Genomic DNA, 15,370 nt, shown 5'->3' on the forward strand with positions numbered 1-15,370 from the left:
GTGCGCCGTGTTCCCTACGGTCCGGTCCGGGACGGGTGGAAGCTCACCAACTACAGCCTCGGCCTGACCTACAACGACACCGAACTGCCCGACGGCACCATGCAGTCGTACTGGCAGGAGGGTCCGTACTACGACTTCACCGCGGCCGAGATCGAGCAGCTCGAGTCGGCCACCACGACCCTGTTCGCCATGTGCATGGAGGCCGGCGACTGGATGGTCGAGCAGTGCCCGCGACACACCGTCCAGGGCCGCCGCGACGGCTATTTCAACTCGGTGTGCAACCCGGAGAGCTGCTTCCTCGCCAAGATCGGCATCCCCGAGTTCGCGCACGAGCAGATCATCCGCACCTGGTTCGACGGCGACGCGGAGACCTGGACGCATTACGACAAAGACCCCGACATGCGGCTGCCGATGCAGACCCCGGACTTCTCGCCGAGCGTCTACGGCCGGTTCGATTTTTGGTACAACGGGGCCGGCACCACTCCCAAGCTGCTCGAGTTCAACGCGCAGACGCCGACGTCGCTGGTGGAGAGCGCGGTCATCCAGTGGCACTGGGTCGACCAGACCGGCGTGACGCAGCATCCCTGGCGGCAGTGGAACTCGATCCACGACCGCCTGGTCGGCTGGGAAGCGGCGGACGGCGAGCCGGCCAACCCCGGCGCCTGGCGCCGCAATATCAACAAGTTGCGCGAGGCCCGCACCTGGCTCCCGGAAAAACCGAAGATCTTCTTTGCGTACGAGACGAGCGAGACCTCCGGTGAGGACCGGATGAACGTCGCTTATCTGATGTCGACCGCCGAGGAGGCCGGTTACCCGGTCGAGCTGATCGCGATGAGCCAGATCGGCTGGGACGTGGCCGGCGACCGCGTCGTCTTCGTTCCCGAGCCCGGCAAGGAAGACAAGGCTCAGCCGATCGACATCATCTTCATGCTCTACCCGTGGGAGTGGTTCTGGACGGAAGAGGGCGGCAAGGGCTTCTTCCGCAACATGGCCGACCCGACCAAGCACGGCACGGTCTGGATCGAGCCGCCCTACAAGGCCGCGCTGCTCGGCAACAAGGCCCTGCTCCCGGTGCTGTGGAAGCTGTTCGGCGACGACCCGGAGCGGTCGAAGTTCCTGCTGCCGGCCTATTTCGCCGGGTCCACCGGGGCCGCCTCGCTGAAGAGCTACGCGAAAAAGCCGGTGTGGGGCCGGGAGGGCGGTTCGGTCACGCTGGTCGGTGACGGCCAGGTGATCACCGAAAACCCTTCCGAGTACGGCTCGGACGGCCTGTTCGTGGTGCAGGAACTGTGCGAGCTCCCGTCCTTCGACGGCCTCGAGGGCGTGGTCCACCCGGTGATCGGCGCCTGGCTGGTCGACGGCGAACCGGCCGGCATGGGCATCCGCGAGGGCCTCGGCACCGACGGCCTGGTCATCAAGGACAACTCCTTCTTCGTTCCGCACACGGTCGAGGCCGACGCTTGAGCCTGAGTGACGTGCCGTTGTCGCCACCGAGCGACGATCGGCTCCCCGCGCTGACCCGGACCGGCCTGACCGCCGCGCCCGACCCGGCGTTCGACCGTTTCGCCGAGCTGGTGCGCCGCGTTCTGAACGTGCCGGTCGCACTGGTCACCATCGTGGAGGCCGACCGGCAGGTGTTCCCGGGCGCGTGCGGGCTGGCCGCGCCGTGGCAGCAGGACCGCGAGACCCCGCTGTCGCACTCGTTCTGCAAGTTCGTGGTGGAGACCGCCGCGCCGCTGATCGTCACCGACGCCCGGACCGATCCGCGGGTGGCCGGCAACCCGGCGATCACCGACCTCGGGGTCGTGGGCTACGCCGGCATGCCGCTGACCGACGACACCGGCAAGGTGCTGGGGTCGCTGTGCGCGATCGACACCGCGCCCCGGCGGTGGACCGACAGCGACCTCGCGATCCTCGCCGATCTGGCCGCGGCGTGCTCGGACAGCCTGCGCTTCCGGATCGCCACTCAGACCGCGCGCCGCCGCCAGATCCGGGTCGGCGCGGCCTTCGACCGCAGCCAGTTGCTGCTGCGAGCGAGCGTCGCACTCGCCGACACGAGCACGCCCGACGACGTCGTGAGCGTCGTCCGGGAGTTGGTGACCGGCTCGCTGGACCCGGCGTACGTCGGGATCTCGCTGATCGATCGCGCCGGCCGGGTCGCCCTGCGGTCCGGTGGCACGCTGCCGCCGCGGGTCGCCGAGCGGTGGACCCGTTACCCGGCCAGTGTCGCCACCCCGTCCAGCCTGGCCGTTCGTCGCGGCGTCCCGGTGCTGCTCCCGGACCTCGCCGTGGTCCGCGCGGAGGCGCCGGACGCGTTCGGGACGTTCGCCGACATGGGCTGGCAGTCGGCCGCCAGCGTGCCGTTGCCCGGTCCGGCCGGCCCGATCGGCGCGCTGACCTTCGTCTGGAAACAGCCCTACGACCTGGGCGACCCCGAGCAGACGCTGCTGTCGGCGCTGGCCGGCTACGTCTCCCAGGCGCTGCAACGCGCCGAATACCTGCACGCGCAGAAGAGCGCGGCCGAGATCCTGCAACGGGCGCTGCTGTCGGCGCTCCCCGAGACGGCGCCGTTCGAGGTGGCCGCCCGCTACGAACCGGCCGCCCGCGGCGAGCACGTCGGCGGCGACTGGTACGACGCCGTCCGGCTGGACAGCAGCCACCTCGCCCTGGTCATCGGAGACGTCACCGGGCACGACATGCAGGCCGCCGCCCTGATGGGTCGCCTGCGCAGCAAGCTGCGCGTCCTCCTGGTCGACCGGCACGAGCCGCCCGCCGCCCTGCTGCGCCGCCTCGACGCGGCCAACCAGGCCCTCGGCGACCGGATCGCCGCGACCGTCGTGCTCGCCTATCTCCAGCCCGAGCCCGGCGCCGCCGGCCACCAACTGCACTGGTCCAACGCCGGCCACCCCAGCCCACTGCTGCTGGCCGGCGGCGAGGTCACCGTGCTCGACAACCGCGACCCGCTGCTGGGCGTGCTGCGCCGCACCCCGCGGACCAGCCATTACCAGCACGTTCCGCCCGGCTCGACGGTGCTGTTCTACACCGACGGCCTGATCGAGACCCGAGCCGACGCCTGGGACGACCGCGTCCAGGACCTGTGCGACCTCGCGGCCGGTCTGGCCGACCTGCCACTGACCGACCTGCTGGACCGCCTGTACCTCGAGCTGGCCGGCGACAACCACGAAGACGACGTCGCCCTGCTCGCCGTCCGCACCCCGTATTGAGCGGTCAGGCCGGGCGCGGCCGGTGGCGCCAGATCCACCAGAGGCCGATGAACGGGAGCAGTAGCGGGACGTAGCCGTAGCCGCTGCCGTAGTGGGACCAGACGGTGTCGTCGGGGAAGGCTACGGCGTCGGCGACGCTCAGCGTGCCTACTACCAGGACGCCTAGCAGTTCGATGCTGCAGCTGGTCAGGGCTATTCGGCGGCCGCGTTCGCCGCCGATTGCCAGGCCTACGGTGGCGGCTATGTAGACCAGGCCGGCCAGTGCGGACAGCAGGTAGGCCAGCGGCGCCTCGGAGAACTTCGAGATGATCTGCACCAGGGCGCGGGCGCTCGCCGACAGGGCGAAGATGCCGTAGACGAACAGCAGCACCCGGCCGAGGCCGGTGTTCAGCGCGGCGTCGGCCGGTCGGGTGCGGGTGGCGGGGGCGGGAGAGTCAGGCAACGGTCACCGACGCAATCTGCTGCAGCCGCAGCACGAGAACCGGCAGCACCAGGCAGGCGACGCCGAGGATCAGGTTGCCCCAGCGGGTCGGCTCCATCCGGGCGAGGTAGAGCGCGGTGGGGGCGAACGCGATCGTAGTGATGAGGTAGCCGCCGAAGGTCGGCGTATCGGACGGCCGGTGGTCGCCGAACAGACCGACCACGGCGAACACGACGAGAACCGCGACCAGCACGCCGAGGCCGGCGGTCGCCAGCAGGTCGAAGCGGCTGGGCGCCCGGTTGAGCGCGGCGCGCAGCAGGAACCACGCCGCCAGCACGAGGGCGGCGACGATGGTCGCCACCGACAGGGGACCGTTCACCCGGCAAAGAGTACTGATCGCTATTGGCCTCGGTGCGTGCGGCCGGATAGCTTGCGATCATGCGCTTCGGACTTTTCGGTACGGGACCATGGGCACACCTGGCACACGCTCCCGCGCTGGCAGAGCACCCTGATGTCGAGCTTGTCGGGGTCTGGGGGCGTAATCCCGACAAGGCGGCCGCCGTGGCGGCCCAGTTCGGCGGCGCCCCCTACACCGAGATCGACGAGCTGATCGCCGCCGTCGACGCGGTCGCGATCGCCCTGCCGCCGGACGTGCAGGCGCCGATCGCGTTGCGCGCCGCCCACGCCGGCAAGCACCTGCTGCTCGACAAGCCGGTGGCGTTCACCGCGGCCGAGGCCGACGAGATCGCCGCCGCCGTCGCCGAGCGCAACCTGGCGTCGGTGGTCTTCTTCACCCGGCGGCTGATGCCACCGGTCGCCGACTTCCTGGCCGAGGCGGCCGCGGCCGGCGGCTGGCGGGAGGCCCGGGTCGACCACCTCGGCTCGATCTTCACCGAGGGCAACCCGTTCGGCGCGTCCGCCTGGCGCAAGGAGAGCGGCGGCCTCTGGGATGTCGGGCCGCACGCGCTCGCCGCCCTCCTGCCGGTGCTCGGCCCGGCCACCGAGGTGACCGGGATGGCCGGCCCGCACGACATGACCCACCTGCTGGTGCGGCACGCCGGCGGCGCGATCAGCACCCTCACCCTCACGGTCGACGCCGCGCCGGCCGCCGAGCGCGAGGAGACGGTCTTCGCCGGCGAGGCCGGCATCCGCCAAGTGCCGGGGGCCGAGTGGCTGCCGACCGAGGCGCTGGCCCGCGCCATCGACCAACTGCTCGCCGCGGCCGCCGGCGGCCCGGCCCCGGAGCTCGACGTCCGCTTCGGCGCCGAGGTGACCGCCATCCTGGAAGCTGCCCAGGAGGCGATCACCACCGGCCGCACGGTCGCTATTCGCAGCGCCAGATAACCGGAATACGCGCCAGGATCGGGTCGGCGACGACGCTGAGGGCGGTACCGGCCACCGTCCGGCCGTCCTCGCTGATCGTGACGAGATGGAAGCCGAACCCGGCGCCGATGCTCGGCTTCGCGTCGGTCGGGAGTTTCAGGACCTTCGGGCCGACGTAGACCGTCGGGGCAGGCTCCATCCCCTGCTGCCGTGCGCCGGGCGCGGAGACAGCCACCTGGGCGGTGTCCTCCAGCTTCTGCCAGGTGCCGCTGTGCGGCTCGAAGCGATAGAGGCTGGTCTCGTAGCCCGTCTGCATCGACCCGGGTTCCCGGACCTGCGGGACCCCGGCGCTGTTGGTCGGCGACGCCTGGATCGTCGACCACGAGTCGGCCTCGCCGTAGAGCCAGCCGTAGTGCAGCCCGATCGGCTGGAACGTCATCATCCGGCCCGCAGCCGCCGGTGGAAGCACTCGCTTCAGCGAGCCGTCCGGCATCCAGACGTAGCCGACCTCGCCTCGGAGGGCACCCATCTGTTCGGTGAACTGGGCCATCACCGTGCCGTCCTCGGCCAGGTCGTAGACCATGAAGAACCGCGCGGTGCCGCCAGGCAGGGGCAGCCGCTCGGGCTCGGCATCGATCGACGTCCAGCGCACCGGGACCGCCCCGCCGTCGAGGCCGGCCCGGCCGAGCACACCGACGATCGTGCCGTCGTCGTTGATCGCGGTCGCCTCCCCGACGCCGCCCTTGAGCTTGATGAAGTTCCCGTCCCGATATGCGTACGGGTATTTGAGGCCGGTCTGGTTGGAGCCGACCGCCATGCCCGCCGAGTTGATGTCGTAGAGATATAGCTCCGACGGCGTCGGCGTCGCGGCTATCAGCTTGCCGTCGCGCCAGATCAGCACCGGCGACTTTTTGCCGGGCGCCGGATCGCCGCTGCCCACGTGCCATCGGCCGGCCGCGTCGCCGCCGCGGACCGCGATGTTGTGGTATTTGCCCATCGGTAGCCGCTGCTGCACGCAGGAGGCCGGCACGGCCGGGTCCGGCGGCAGCTTGGGCTGGGGCTTCGGGGCGTCGTGGCCGCTCGGGGCGAGCAGCAGGCTGCCGCCGACCAGGACCGCCGCCACCGCCGCCAGCAGTCCCGAACCGCCCGCCCACCAGCGCCGCCGCATCCGGCGGCCGTCACGCATCGCCTTCGCCACGTCGATCGACGGCGGGCCGCTCGGCTCGCCGCGCAACGGTTCGAGCAGCATCGTGCCGTAGTTGTCGTCGTTCATGACCGGCTCCCCTGGACGCGGCGGGCGGACACCGGCTCGCCGAGGATCTTGCGAAGGGCGTTGAGACCGTGCGAGGTCTGACTCTTGACCGTGCCCTCCGAGCAGCCGAGGATCTCGGCCACCTCGGAGACCGGCTGGTCACAGAGGAATCGCAGGACGAGCACGGCCTGCTGGCGCGGCGGCACCTTGGCCAGGGCGGCGCGCAGCACGGTGCGGTCCTCGGCGGCGGCGGGTGCGGATGCGGCGCGGTCCGGTGCGGCGCCCCACAGGCGCACTCGCCACCAGCCGCGGCGCTTCTCGTCCAGGAACGCGCGGACCATCATCGTATGCACGTACGCGTCGACGTTCTCCACCGCGGAGATTCGCGGCCACCGCGCGTACAACTTCGTGATTGTCTCTTGCACCAGGTCATCGGCCTGGTGTTCGTTGCCGCTCAGCAGGTATGCCACCCGCCGCAGCGCTGGTATCCGGCCATGCACGTACGCCAGGTACGCCGCGTCCGATCCCTCATCCATGCCCCGCTCCCGTCTGAGTCTCCCCACTAGACGGGAACGGGGCCAGGGCGGTTGTACGGGAAGTTCAGGGAACGGTGCGCTCGATCGCGGCGGCGCCGTCCTGTTCGAGTTCCTGGCGGGCCCGCTCCACGTTCGCCGGGGTGGGGTCGCGACCCTCGGCGACGGCCAGATCCTCCGGGTCCCACGGCTGGTCGGCGCCGGTCCGCACGACCGGCTCCTCGCCGGGCGCAAGGAACTCCGGATTGTCGGGGTCGGCGCTGCCGCCGGTGATGAAGGCGTCCACCGCCACGTCGTCCTCGATCGCGTCGGCCACCTCCTCGCTCTCCTCCAGCGGCGGGCGAATTTCGTCAGTCATGGGATCCCTCCACAATCGGCTCTCGTCCGTCTTACCCCGTACCGTCGGCCCTGACCATGTGATCGAAAGGGACGATCATGTCGTCGAAGGGACGAACTGAGCGCTAACTGGACAGGGATTGCGTGTTACGGATGGACGCTACGTAGTGGGCCGAATACATTTTCGCGTGGCACCCTCGTCGGTGCCGGTGAGGGGGAGCGCGCGTGACGAGCTTGTCCGACGCGGAGCGGGACGCATGTGACGTGATGCAGGCCCTGGCCGGTCTGGCCGCGCTGTTGCGCCGGACGGCGGGCGAACTGCCCGGCCTCGACCCGGCCGACCCGGAGGACGCCGAGACCCGCCGGCTGTTGCTGGGCATCGCCGAGGACAGCGGTGCGGCCGCCGCCCGGGTGGTGGCCTACCTGCGCGAGCAGCGGGGCGCCGGCGATGGCGAGCTCATTGCCGTGCCGCGCCGCCTGGGTCAATACCGCGATTGGGTTCCGCCGCGCGGCCATCTTTTCGGCGTTCCCGGGGGCATGCACCGCCCGAACGGCGTGCCTCAACCGCGCCGGAGCGACCCGGGCGAGTGACTCACCCTCCGGCCCGCAGGGTCTCCGACGGTGGTACGCCGAATCGGTAGCGATAGGCCGAGGCGAACCGGCCCAGGTGGGTGAAGCCCCAGCGATGTGCGACCGCGGCCACGGTGACCCGCAGCGGATCCGATCGGCGCAGTGTCTCGTGCGCCCGCAGCAGCCGCTCCTGTTGCAGGTAGGCCATCGGTGCACACCCGACGTGCCGGCGGAAGCCCTCCTGCAGCGAACGCACGCTCGTCCCGGCGATCGCGGCCAGGTCGGCCACGGTGAACGGCCGCTCCGGCTCGTCGTGGATGGCGTCCACCACCCGGCGCACGGCCCGTGGCGGCCCGGCGGTGACCGGCCTGGTCAGCTCGTCGTGGTAACGATGCGGCAGGCTCATCAGCAGCCCGCTCAGCACGCTGCTGCGCAGTTGCTCGGCGATCAGCGGCTGGTAGATCAGGCTCTCCGCGAACTCCAGCTCGTCGTGCAGCAGGCGGATCAGCCGGCTCCAGCTCTGGCTGGGCCCGCAGGAGACGTCCATGGCCGGCGGCAGGTCGATGGGTCCCTCGACCGGGTGACCCAGCAGCGTGGCGAGTTCCTGCTCGAGAGCGGCGCGCTCGATCTTGATGGCTAGCTCGGCCGAGTTGCCGTCGTGCACCGTGTAGACCGGCTTGCCCGGGCCGAAGACGGCGGCCGTCGACGGGTCGGCGAGAACCTCGTGGCCGGCGTGCCGGGCCTGCATGCGGCCCGTGGTGGGCATGCTGACGTGGTACGCGTTGATCTCCGCCACCGTCAGCGTCATCCGGGACGCGTAGCTGAGCTGCCCGACCGTCAGCGGTCCGAGTTGGATCACTTCCATACCCAGGCCGAAGCCGTCAGCGCCGTCCGGGATGCCGACTGCCACGGGATAGTAGAAACGATTTAGCGCGGACCGTGCTTGATCGATATCTACGCTGCTGAAGTGGAGGATGTCGGGCACTTCGGATGACGCTGGGCCGGACCTCGGAAAGACATCAGCCATGCCGAAGGTGACTCCATCGCATACCGTGAGTATTCGGCCCCGATACGTGGAACGTCAACGTTCCCGCCACGCGCTGACCGTTCCAGCACATTCAGGCCATATGAACTACTCTGGCGTTCCGCGCCTACGTGGCGTAACTTGCAGACCAGCGGATTGTTGTAGGAACGCGGTTTGAGCGGGCGCTGGGCGAAGCGTCCGAAGCTCGGCTGAGCCACAGGCCGGCGGGCAAATTCCGCGCGGAAAGGGTCGGCGTCGGCATCGTTCGACGCCAGGAAGAGGGCAGCCGTGTATCTGCCGATCACCACCCGCCAGTTGGCCGATGGCACCGTCGAGATCGCGCCCAGCGGAGAGATCGACCTGGACAACGCTCACGTGATGCGGGACGCCGTCAATGACGTCCTGACCAGCAGCACGCCGGGCAAGATCTGTCTCGACCTGCAACGGGTGATGCTGATCGACAGCATCGGCATCGGCATCCTGGTGGCCTGCTTCCATACCGCCGCCGCCAGCGGCGTGAAGCTGGTGGTGAGCCATCCCAGCCCCACGGTCTACCGCCAGTTGTGGGTCTCCGGGCTGGTCGGCCTGCTGGGCTGCGCCGAGCCGCCGACGCCGCGCACCTCGGTCGGCCTCCGCCCGTCCTGAGTCGTTTCTGATCTGGTCGAGAGCGGCCCGTGACAGCCGCTCTGCCAGGCCGCCCATCGGAGGTTCACCCGTCCGGGCGATGGTTGCCGACCGATTTCGGCCAGGGCAGAGCCGCTAGTGCGTCGAGGTGGCGGCCGCCGCGGCCTCCTCCTGAGCCCGGCGCTCCTCGCCGGAGAGGGTGGACAGCGGCTTCTCCTTGACGAACAGCACCGCGATGATCGCCAGGAACGCGATCGGCGCACCGACCAGGAACAGGTCGGCGGTGGCGTCGCCGTAGATGTCCTTGATCACCGCGAGCACCTGCGGCGGCAGCGTGGTCAGGTCAGGCACCTTGCCGTCGCCGGCCGACGCCGCGGCGGCGCCGAACCGGTCGGCGAACAATGACGTCACCCGGTTAGCCAGGACCGCGCCGAGTGCGCTCACCCCGATCGCCCCGCCCATGCTGCGGAAGAACGTGAGCGCCGAGGTGGTCGCCCCCAGCTCCGCGGCCGGCACGTCGTTCTGCGCGGCGAGGATGAGGTTCTGCATGAGCATGCCTACGCCGGCGCCGAGCACCAGCATGTAGACCGACAGCATCAGCACGCTGGTGTGCGCGTCGATCGTGCTGAGCAGCAGCATGCCGACAGTCATCACGACCGCACCGGAAACCAGGTAAATCTTCCACCTTCCGAACTTCGTGATGAGCTGTCCGGCGATGGTCGAGGAGACCAGGAGACCGAAAATCATCGGCAGGCTCATGAGGCCCGCGACGGTCGGAGACTTACCGAGAGCGACCTGAAAGTACTGCGACAGGAAGACCGTGCCGCCGAAGAGCGCCACCCCGACGAGCACGCTGGCCACGATCGTCAGGCTGACCGTGCGGCTGCGGAAGATGCGGAGCGGGATGACCGGCTCGGCGGCCTTCGACTCCACCAGCACGGCGAGGGCCAGCAGTACGACGCCGCCCACGACGAACGCCGCGGTCTCGGTGGACGCCCATGCGAAGTGCTGGCCGGCCAGGGTCGACCAGATCAGCAGGGTGCTGACGCCCGCCGTGATCAGGAGCGCGCCCAGCCAGTCGATCTTCACCGAGCGACGGGTGACCGGCAGGTGCAGCGTCTTCTGCAGCATCAGGATCGCGGCCACCGAGAACGGCACGCCGATGAAGAAGCACCAGCGCCAGCCGAGCCAGTCGGTGTCGACCAGGACGCCGCCGATCAGCGGGCCGGCGATGGTCGCGACGCCGAAGACCGCGCCGAACATGCCGGAGTAACGACCCAGCTCGCGCGGCGGGATCATGGCCGCCATCACGATCATCGCGAGCGCGCTCATGCCGCCCGCGCCGACGCCCTGCGCCACCCGGCTGAGGATGAGGATGCCGACGTTCGGGGTGAAGCCGGCGATCAGCGAGCCGGCCACGAACAGCAACAGCGAGATCTGGATCAGCAGCTTCTTGCTGTAGAGGTCGGCGAGCTTGCCCCAGAGCGGCACGGTCGCGGTCATCGCCAGCAGTTCGGTGGTGACGATCCAGGTGTAGACCGACTGGCTGCCGCCGAGGTCGGCGATGATCCGGGGCAGCGCGTTGGAGACGATCGTCGAGGCGAGGATCGCCACGAACATGCCGAGCATCAGCCCGGACAGCGCCTGGATCACCTCGCGCTGGGTCATGCGGGCGGGCGGCGGGTTTTCAGTGGTCGCGTCGACGACTGACATGTCAGGCAACTTCCTCATCGGTGGGGGCCGGATCGGCGAGGCCGGCGGCGAGCATGCCGAAGGCCTCGCGGACGAGGTCGGAGAGCCGGCCGTCGGGGCCGGCGGTGGTCCAGCGCATCATCGCCACGCGGAACGCCGCGCCGGTCGCCACCGCGGCGAGCTGGGGAAAGGTGTCTTCGGGGGTGAGGCCGACCCGGGTGGCGACGGCCGCCACGAACTGCTGTTCCTCGACCGCGCCCCGGGCGAACAGGGCCAGCAGCAACGACGGATTGTTCTTGATCACGCGCATCCGGAGCAGCCACAGCTCGCGATCGGCCTGCATCAGCTCGATGGCGGGGGCGAACACGCGGAGCACGGCGTCGATGATCGGCACCTCGCGGGGGAGCGCCAGCAGGCGCTCACAGACCGTCGCGCTGTCGATCACCGGGGCGCCGAGGATCGCGTCGTCCTTGGTGGCGAAGTAATTGAAGAACGTCCGCGACGACACCTCGGCGGCCGCGCTGATCTCCTCGACCGTCACGTGATCGAGGCCGCGCTCGTCGGCCAGACGCAGCGCGGCGCTGGTCAGCGCGGCGCGCGTCTGTTCTTTCTTGCGATCCCGGAGCCCCACGACCGGGAGACTACGGCCAAACTTTCAGAGACTGCAAACTTTTATTGGCTGCAAGATCGCAGGAAGGTCGCGGTCGCGGCCACCGCCTGGGTGACGTACGGCTCGGCGTCGTACAGGTCGACGTGGCGTTCGCAGTCCAGCCAGACCGTCTCGTCGGCGCCGAGCGCCTCGGCCAGCTCCGGCGAGCAGTAGTCGTCCTTGCGGCCGTGCACCACCAGGCTGGGCGGCAGCAGCGGGCGGGCGGACAGTACGTCCAGCGTCATCAGGCTGTGCAGCGAGCCGCGGGTGACCCGGTTGACCCAGTTCGTGGTGTGCCGCGAGTAGTAGGACCACGGCTCCTCGCCGGGCATCGCGGCCTCGCCCTCGGGTGCGATCGCGGGCAGGAACTCGTCGTAGCGCTCGAGCATGCCGCGCAGCGCCGACCGGTAGGCGGCCAGGCCCATCCGCTCGGCGAACCAGGCGGGGCTGTTGTAGGCGCCCGCGACGCCGGCCACCGCGGTCACCCGCGGGTCAGTGGCGGCCGCCTTCATCGCGTAGCCGCCGCCCAGGCAGATCCCGACGATCGACACCTGGTAGCCGTCGGCGGCCAGCAGGCCCACCGCTGCCCGCAGGTCGGCCAGTTTGCCCTGGCTGTCCTCGTGCTGCGGGCGGCCCTCGCTCTCGCCCCAGCCGCGATGGTCGAAGGTCAGCGTGGTGAAGCCCTCGGCCGCCAGTCGCTCCGCGTAGACGCCGGTCACCTGCTCCTTCACTCCGGTGAACGGTCCGGTGAGGACGATCGCCTGCGGGCCGTCGGCGCGGTGCAGGACTCCGGTCAGGCGCAAGTCTTCGCTGTGAAATTCGGTCACCGGGCGACACTAAGCTGGTCGTGCGGCGGGAGGACAGAAGGCACTTCCGCGTACCCATGGGGAGGGTGGCCGTGGATCTGGTCGTGCCCGACGTGCTCGAGGAGAGCTGCGCCACCCGGCAGGCGCTGGAGCGCTTCGCCGCGAAATGGCGGGTCCTGCTGATCTATTCGCTGCTGCCCGGGCCGCAGCGCCCGGCCGACCTGCGTCGCCGGGTGCCCGGCATCACCCAGAAGATGCTCACCGAGACACTGCGCGGCATGGAAGAAGACGGCCTGGTCGCCCGCCGGGTGGTCAAGGCCGAGCACCCGCAGCACGTCGAATACGACCTGACCCCACTCGGCCGTACGCTCCGGGAGCCGCTCGCGGCGATCTGCGACTGGGCCCGCGCTACGGCTCCCGCTGGCTGATCTTGATGAGCGTGCCGTCCGGCGTGCGGACGCACAGTTGCTCGCCGAGGTCCTGGTCGGCCGCCACCTCGTCGACCGGAACGCCGGCCCGATGCAGCCGCTGCTCCCACTGCTCCAGCGGCACGGAGGCGCCGAAGTGCAGCTCCACCGGGGTCTCGCCGCGGGTCGGGTCGGGCGCGCGGGCGAGCAGGCCGATCTGGACGGTGCCCAACTGGATGAGCACCCAATCCGAGTCACGGCCGCCGTGCACGATCTCGGCGCCCAGCTTCTCGTAGAACGCGAGCGAGGCGGCCATGTCACCGACGTGAACCAACGGCCGCAACTCCATGATTGTCTCCTTTGTCCCCATTGTCGGGGTGTTCAACGACCGATCAGTCGTTGAGCTGCGTCCGTTCGATCTCGGTCAGGGCGGCAGTGAGAAACGGCGGGATCGAGCGCGGGCCGAGCAGGTCGGCCAGCAGCAGCGCGGCGTGCCGGGCCAGCTCGTCGAGCTTGGGCGGCGGCGTGTCGTCGTCCTCGTCGCTCACCCCGAGCGCACCGGCCAGCAGCAGCAACACGACGTGCGCATCCACCCCGGCCTGCCACTCGCCGGCGCCGCGCACGCAGTGCGTCAGCACGTCCCGCACGCCCTCGCCGTCGATGCCGTCCGGGTGGGTGTCCTCCAGCAGCAGGCGCACGGTCACGCCCAGGATCAGGCCGGTGTGCGCCGGGTCCAGCCCGGCCATCCTGGCGACGGCGTCGTCCAGCGCGTCGCCGTCCCGCCGCTGCGCGGCCTCGACCGCGTCGGTCGCCGCGGCCGCGATCGGCCGGGCCGGAGGTGGAAGGTGCCGCCAGGTCCGCGCCGTGTCCGAACGCCTGTTCTGCTCCATTCCCGAACCATAGTGGCGGCGAAATTGTCGGAGGGGCCTGGCAGGCTGTGCCCATGACTTCGTTGCGTGATGCGATTGCCGCCCGGGTCGACCGCGGCGAGTTCCCGGGTGTCGTGGCGCTGGTCGCCCGCGGTGACGACGTGACCGTCCACACGGTCGGCGTCACCCATTTCGGGGGAGATGTCCCGATGCGGCGTGACACACCCTTCCGCATCGCCTCGATGACCAAACCGGTGCTCGCCGCCGTCACCATGATGCTCGCCGAGGATGATCGGCTCGACCTCGAGGAGCCAGTCACCAAGCTGCTCCCCGAGCTGGCCGGCCAGCGTGTCCTGCGCCGCCCCGACGGCCCGGTCGACGACACGGTCGAGGCGGTCCGCCCGGTCACCGTGGCCGACCTGCTGACCTTCACCTTCGGCTTCGGCACGGTCATCTCCGGTGACGACGTCGACCCGCCGTGGCCGATCGTGCAGGCCTGGCGCGATCTCGACCTGGTCATGGGCGAGCCCGACCCGGCCACCCCGCACAACCCCGACGAGTGGATCCGCCGGTTCGGCACGCTCCCGCTGATCCATCAGCCCGGTGAGACATGGCTCTACAACGCGGGTTCCCTGGTCCTCGGCGTGCTGCTCGCCCGGGCGTCCGGCCGGCCGCTGCCCGAGTTGCTCTACGACCGGGTGTTCGCGCCGCTCGGCATGACCGGCACCGGCTTCTGGCTGCCCTCCGCTCGCGCGGCCGAGCTGCCGGGTTATTACATGACCGATTCCGAGGCCGGCAAGATCGTCGAGAAGGGCTGGACCGGCCCGGAGACCTGGGTCAATCCGCCGATCTTCCCGTCCGGCGCCGGTGGCCTGGTCTCGACCGCCGACGACTATCTGGCCTTCGCCCGACTCCTGCTCGAGGGCGGGGTCACCGGCGGCACGCGCCTGCTCTCCGAGCAGTCGGTGGCCGCGATGACCACCAATCACCTGACGCCGGCTCAGATCGAGGGCGGCGGTTTCCTGGCCGGCGGCCAGGGCTGGGGTTATGGCATGAGCGTCACGATCAAGGCCGACGAGGTGTCCGGCCCGGGGCGTTACGGCTGGTCCGGCGGTTACGGCACCGACTGGTTCAACGACCCGGCCGAGGGGCTGACGGTGATCCTGCTGAGCCAGGTCACCGATCTCTTGTGGAACGGAGCACTGCAGGAGTTCAGCCGCCTCGCCTACGCTGCCGATTAGGAGCGACCTGGGGAGGTGCGCCATGAGCAGTCTCGACGCGGTGACGGCGTGGGTGGCGAACTATCGCAAGGCGTGGGAGTCGAACGAGCCGGACGACATCGCCGACCTTTTTGCCGAAGACGCGGCATATTTCACCGAGCCGTTCGCGGAGCCGTGGTTGGGCCGCGACAAAATTGTGGAAAGTTGGCTGAAAATTCGGGATGCGCCGGGTTCGACCACGTTCGAGTGGCACCCGCTGCTGGTGACCGAAGATCTGGCAATTATCGAGGCGACGACCACCTATCCGGCCAAGACCTTCAGCAACCTCTGGGTGCTCCGGCTGGACAACCTTGGCCAGGCCCGACAGTTCACCGAGTGGTGGATGCAGCACCCGAAAAGTTGATCAAAGAGAGCTTCTTG

The 15,370-nt window shown here is 70.0% G+C and carries 19 protein-coding genes; 8 read left to right on the top strand and 11 right to left on the bottom strand.

The features are described from left to right. Both AB0E90_RS12590 and AB0E90_RS12595 read left to right on the top strand, forming a co-directional pair. A complete protein-coding gene (locus AB0E90_RS12590; RefSeq protein WP_360403216.1) occupies nt 1–1,464 on the top strand; it encodes a glutathionylspermidine synthase family protein in 1,464 nt (487 codons plus the stop codon). Between the two features lie 11 nt (nt 1,465–1,475). Further along, nucleotides 1,476–3,224, top strand: coding sequence for a SpoIIE family protein phosphatase (locus tag AB0E90_RS12595; RefSeq protein WP_360403218.1), 1,749 nt, complete (start codon nt 1,476–1,478; stop codon nt 3,222–3,224). 4 nt (nt 3,225–3,228) lie between these two features. Here AB0E90_RS12595 and AB0E90_RS12600 read toward each other — a convergent pair whose 3' ends face one another. Further along, complete coding sequence (locus tag AB0E90_RS12600) at nt 3,229–3,666, bottom strand: hypothetical protein (protein ID WP_360403220.1); 438 nt, start codon at nt 3,664–3,666, stop codon at nt 3,229–3,231. Beyond that, the gene (locus AB0E90_RS12605) at nt 3,659–4,024 is read right to left on the bottom strand and encodes a hypothetical protein (protein ID WP_360403222.1); all 366 of its coding nucleotides are present in this window, start codon (nt 4,022–4,024) and stop codon (nt 3,659–3,661) included. Before AB0E90_RS12605 ends, AB0E90_RS12600 begins: the two co-directional genes overlap by 8 nt. A gap of 59 nt (nt 4,025–4,083) precedes the next feature. Here AB0E90_RS12605 and AB0E90_RS12610 point away from each other — a divergent pair, with 59 nt between their 5' ends. Continuing rightward, nucleotides 4,084–4,989: a Gfo/Idh/MocA family oxidoreductase gene (locus tag AB0E90_RS12610; RefSeq protein WP_360403224.1), complete on the top strand. Its 906-nt coding sequence runs from the start codon at nt 4,084–4,086 to the stop codon at nt 4,987–4,989. On the opposite strand, the gene AB0E90_RS12615 is transcribed toward AB0E90_RS12610, so the two are convergent. The 3 genes from AB0E90_RS12615 to AB0E90_RS12625 all read right to left on the bottom strand — a co-directional run bounded on the left by AB0E90_RS12615 (nt 4,970) and on the right by AB0E90_RS12625 (nt 7,111). Next, nucleotides 4,970–6,241 carry a hypothetical protein gene (locus AB0E90_RS12615; protein WP_360403226.1) on the bottom strand — a complete coding sequence of 424 codons (1,272 nt, stop codon included), beginning with the start codon at nt 6,239–6,241 and terminating at the stop codon, nt 4,970–4,972. The two genes, AB0E90_RS12610 and AB0E90_RS12615, sit on opposite strands and share 20 nt — an antisense overlap. Further along, a complete protein-coding gene (locus AB0E90_RS12620; RefSeq protein WP_360403228.1) occupies nt 6,238–6,756 on the bottom strand; it encodes a SigE family RNA polymerase sigma factor in 519 nt (172 codons plus the stop codon). The genes AB0E90_RS12615 and AB0E90_RS12620 overlap by 4 nt, the downstream gene beginning before the upstream one ends. 64 nt (nt 6,757–6,820) lie before the next feature. Beyond that, nucleotides 6,821–7,111: a hypothetical protein gene (locus tag AB0E90_RS12625; RefSeq protein WP_360403230.1), complete on the bottom strand. Its 291-nt coding sequence runs from the start codon at nt 7,109–7,111 to the stop codon at nt 6,821–6,823. Between the two features lie 203 nt (nt 7,112–7,314). Here AB0E90_RS12625 and AB0E90_RS12630 point away from each other — a divergent pair, with 203 nt between their 5' ends. Continuing rightward, on the top strand, nt 7,315–7,680 hold the full coding sequence (locus tag AB0E90_RS12630) for a hypothetical protein (protein WP_360403232.1): 366 nt from the start codon (nt 7,315–7,317) through the stop codon (nt 7,678–7,680). Between the two features lies 1 nt (nt 7,681). Here the strand turns inward: AB0E90_RS12630 and AB0E90_RS12635 are convergent, their stop codons facing one another. Continuing rightward, a complete protein-coding gene (locus AB0E90_RS12635; RefSeq protein ID WP_360403234.1) occupies nt 7,682–8,686 on the bottom strand; it encodes an AraC family transcriptional regulator in 1,005 nt (334 codons plus the stop codon). 285 nt (nt 8,687–8,971) lie between these two features. Between AB0E90_RS12635 and AB0E90_RS12640 the strand changes: the two genes are divergently transcribed. Beyond that, the gene (locus AB0E90_RS12640) at nt 8,972–9,328 is read left to right on the top strand and encodes an STAS domain-containing protein (RefSeq protein WP_360403236.1); all 357 of its coding nucleotides are present in this window, start codon (nt 8,972–8,974) and stop codon (nt 9,326–9,328) included. Between the two features lie 114 nt (nt 9,329–9,442). On the opposite strand, the gene AB0E90_RS12645 is transcribed toward AB0E90_RS12640, so the two are convergent. Genes AB0E90_RS12645 through AB0E90_RS12655 form a run of 3 tightly spaced genes read right to left on the bottom strand, consistent with a single transcriptional unit; the run spans nt 9,443 to nt 12,475 of the window. Next, nucleotides 9,443–11,020, bottom strand: coding sequence for an MDR family MFS transporter (locus tag AB0E90_RS12645; RefSeq protein WP_360403238.1), 1,578 nt, complete (start codon nt 11,018–11,020; stop codon nt 9,443–9,445). Nucleotide 11,021: 1 nt separating this feature from the next. Beyond that, the gene (locus tag AB0E90_RS12650) at nt 11,022–11,630 is read right to left on the bottom strand and encodes a TetR family transcriptional regulator (protein ID WP_360403240.1); all 609 of its coding nucleotides are present in this window, start codon (nt 11,628–11,630) and stop codon (nt 11,022–11,024) included. 41 nt (nt 11,631–11,671) lie between these two features. Beyond that, nucleotides 11,672–12,475: an alpha/beta hydrolase gene (locus AB0E90_RS12655; protein ID WP_360403242.1), complete on the bottom strand. Its 804-nt coding sequence runs from the start codon at nt 12,473–12,475 to the stop codon at nt 11,672–11,674. Nucleotides 12,476–12,546: 71 nt separating this feature from the next. Here AB0E90_RS12655 and AB0E90_RS12660 point away from each other — a divergent pair, with 71 nt between their 5' ends. Continuing rightward, nucleotides 12,547–12,882 carry a helix-turn-helix domain-containing protein gene (locus AB0E90_RS12660; RefSeq protein ID WP_360403244.1) on the top strand — a complete coding sequence of 112 codons (336 nt, stop codon included), beginning with the start codon at nt 12,547–12,549 and terminating at the stop codon, nt 12,880–12,882. Here the strand turns inward: AB0E90_RS12660 and AB0E90_RS12665 are convergent. Further along, nucleotides 12,863–13,210 carry a VOC family protein gene (locus AB0E90_RS12665; protein WP_360403246.1) on the bottom strand — a complete coding sequence of 116 codons (348 nt, stop codon included), beginning with the start codon at nt 13,208–13,210 and terminating at the stop codon, nt 12,863–12,865. The two genes, AB0E90_RS12660 and AB0E90_RS12665, sit on opposite strands and share 20 nt — an antisense overlap. A gap of 43 nt (nt 13,211–13,253) precedes the next feature. Continuing rightward, entirely contained in the window at nt 13,254–13,751 is a 498-nt protein-coding gene (locus tag AB0E90_RS12670; protein WP_360403248.1) for a hypothetical protein, read from the bottom strand. Between the two features lie 53 nt (nt 13,752–13,804). Between AB0E90_RS12670 and AB0E90_RS12675 the strand changes: the two genes are divergently transcribed. Continuing rightward, entirely contained in the window at nt 13,805–14,971 is a 1,167-nt protein-coding gene (locus AB0E90_RS12675) for a serine hydrolase domain-containing protein (protein ID WP_360403250.1), read from the top strand. A gap of 22 nt (nt 14,972–14,993) precedes the next feature. Next, nucleotides 14,994–15,353 (top strand): nuclear transport factor 2 family protein, encoded by a 360-nt coding sequence (locus AB0E90_RS12680; RefSeq protein WP_360403252.1) that lies wholly within the window; start codon nt 14,994–14,996, stop codon nt 15,351–15,353. The last annotated feature ends 17 nt before the right edge of the window (nt 15,354–15,370 follow it).

The sequence above is a fragment of the Actinoplanes sp. NPDC026619 genome, assembly GCF_040638295.1.
GTDB lineage: Bacteria > Actinomycetota > Actinomycetes > Mycobacteriales > Micromonosporaceae > Actinoplanes.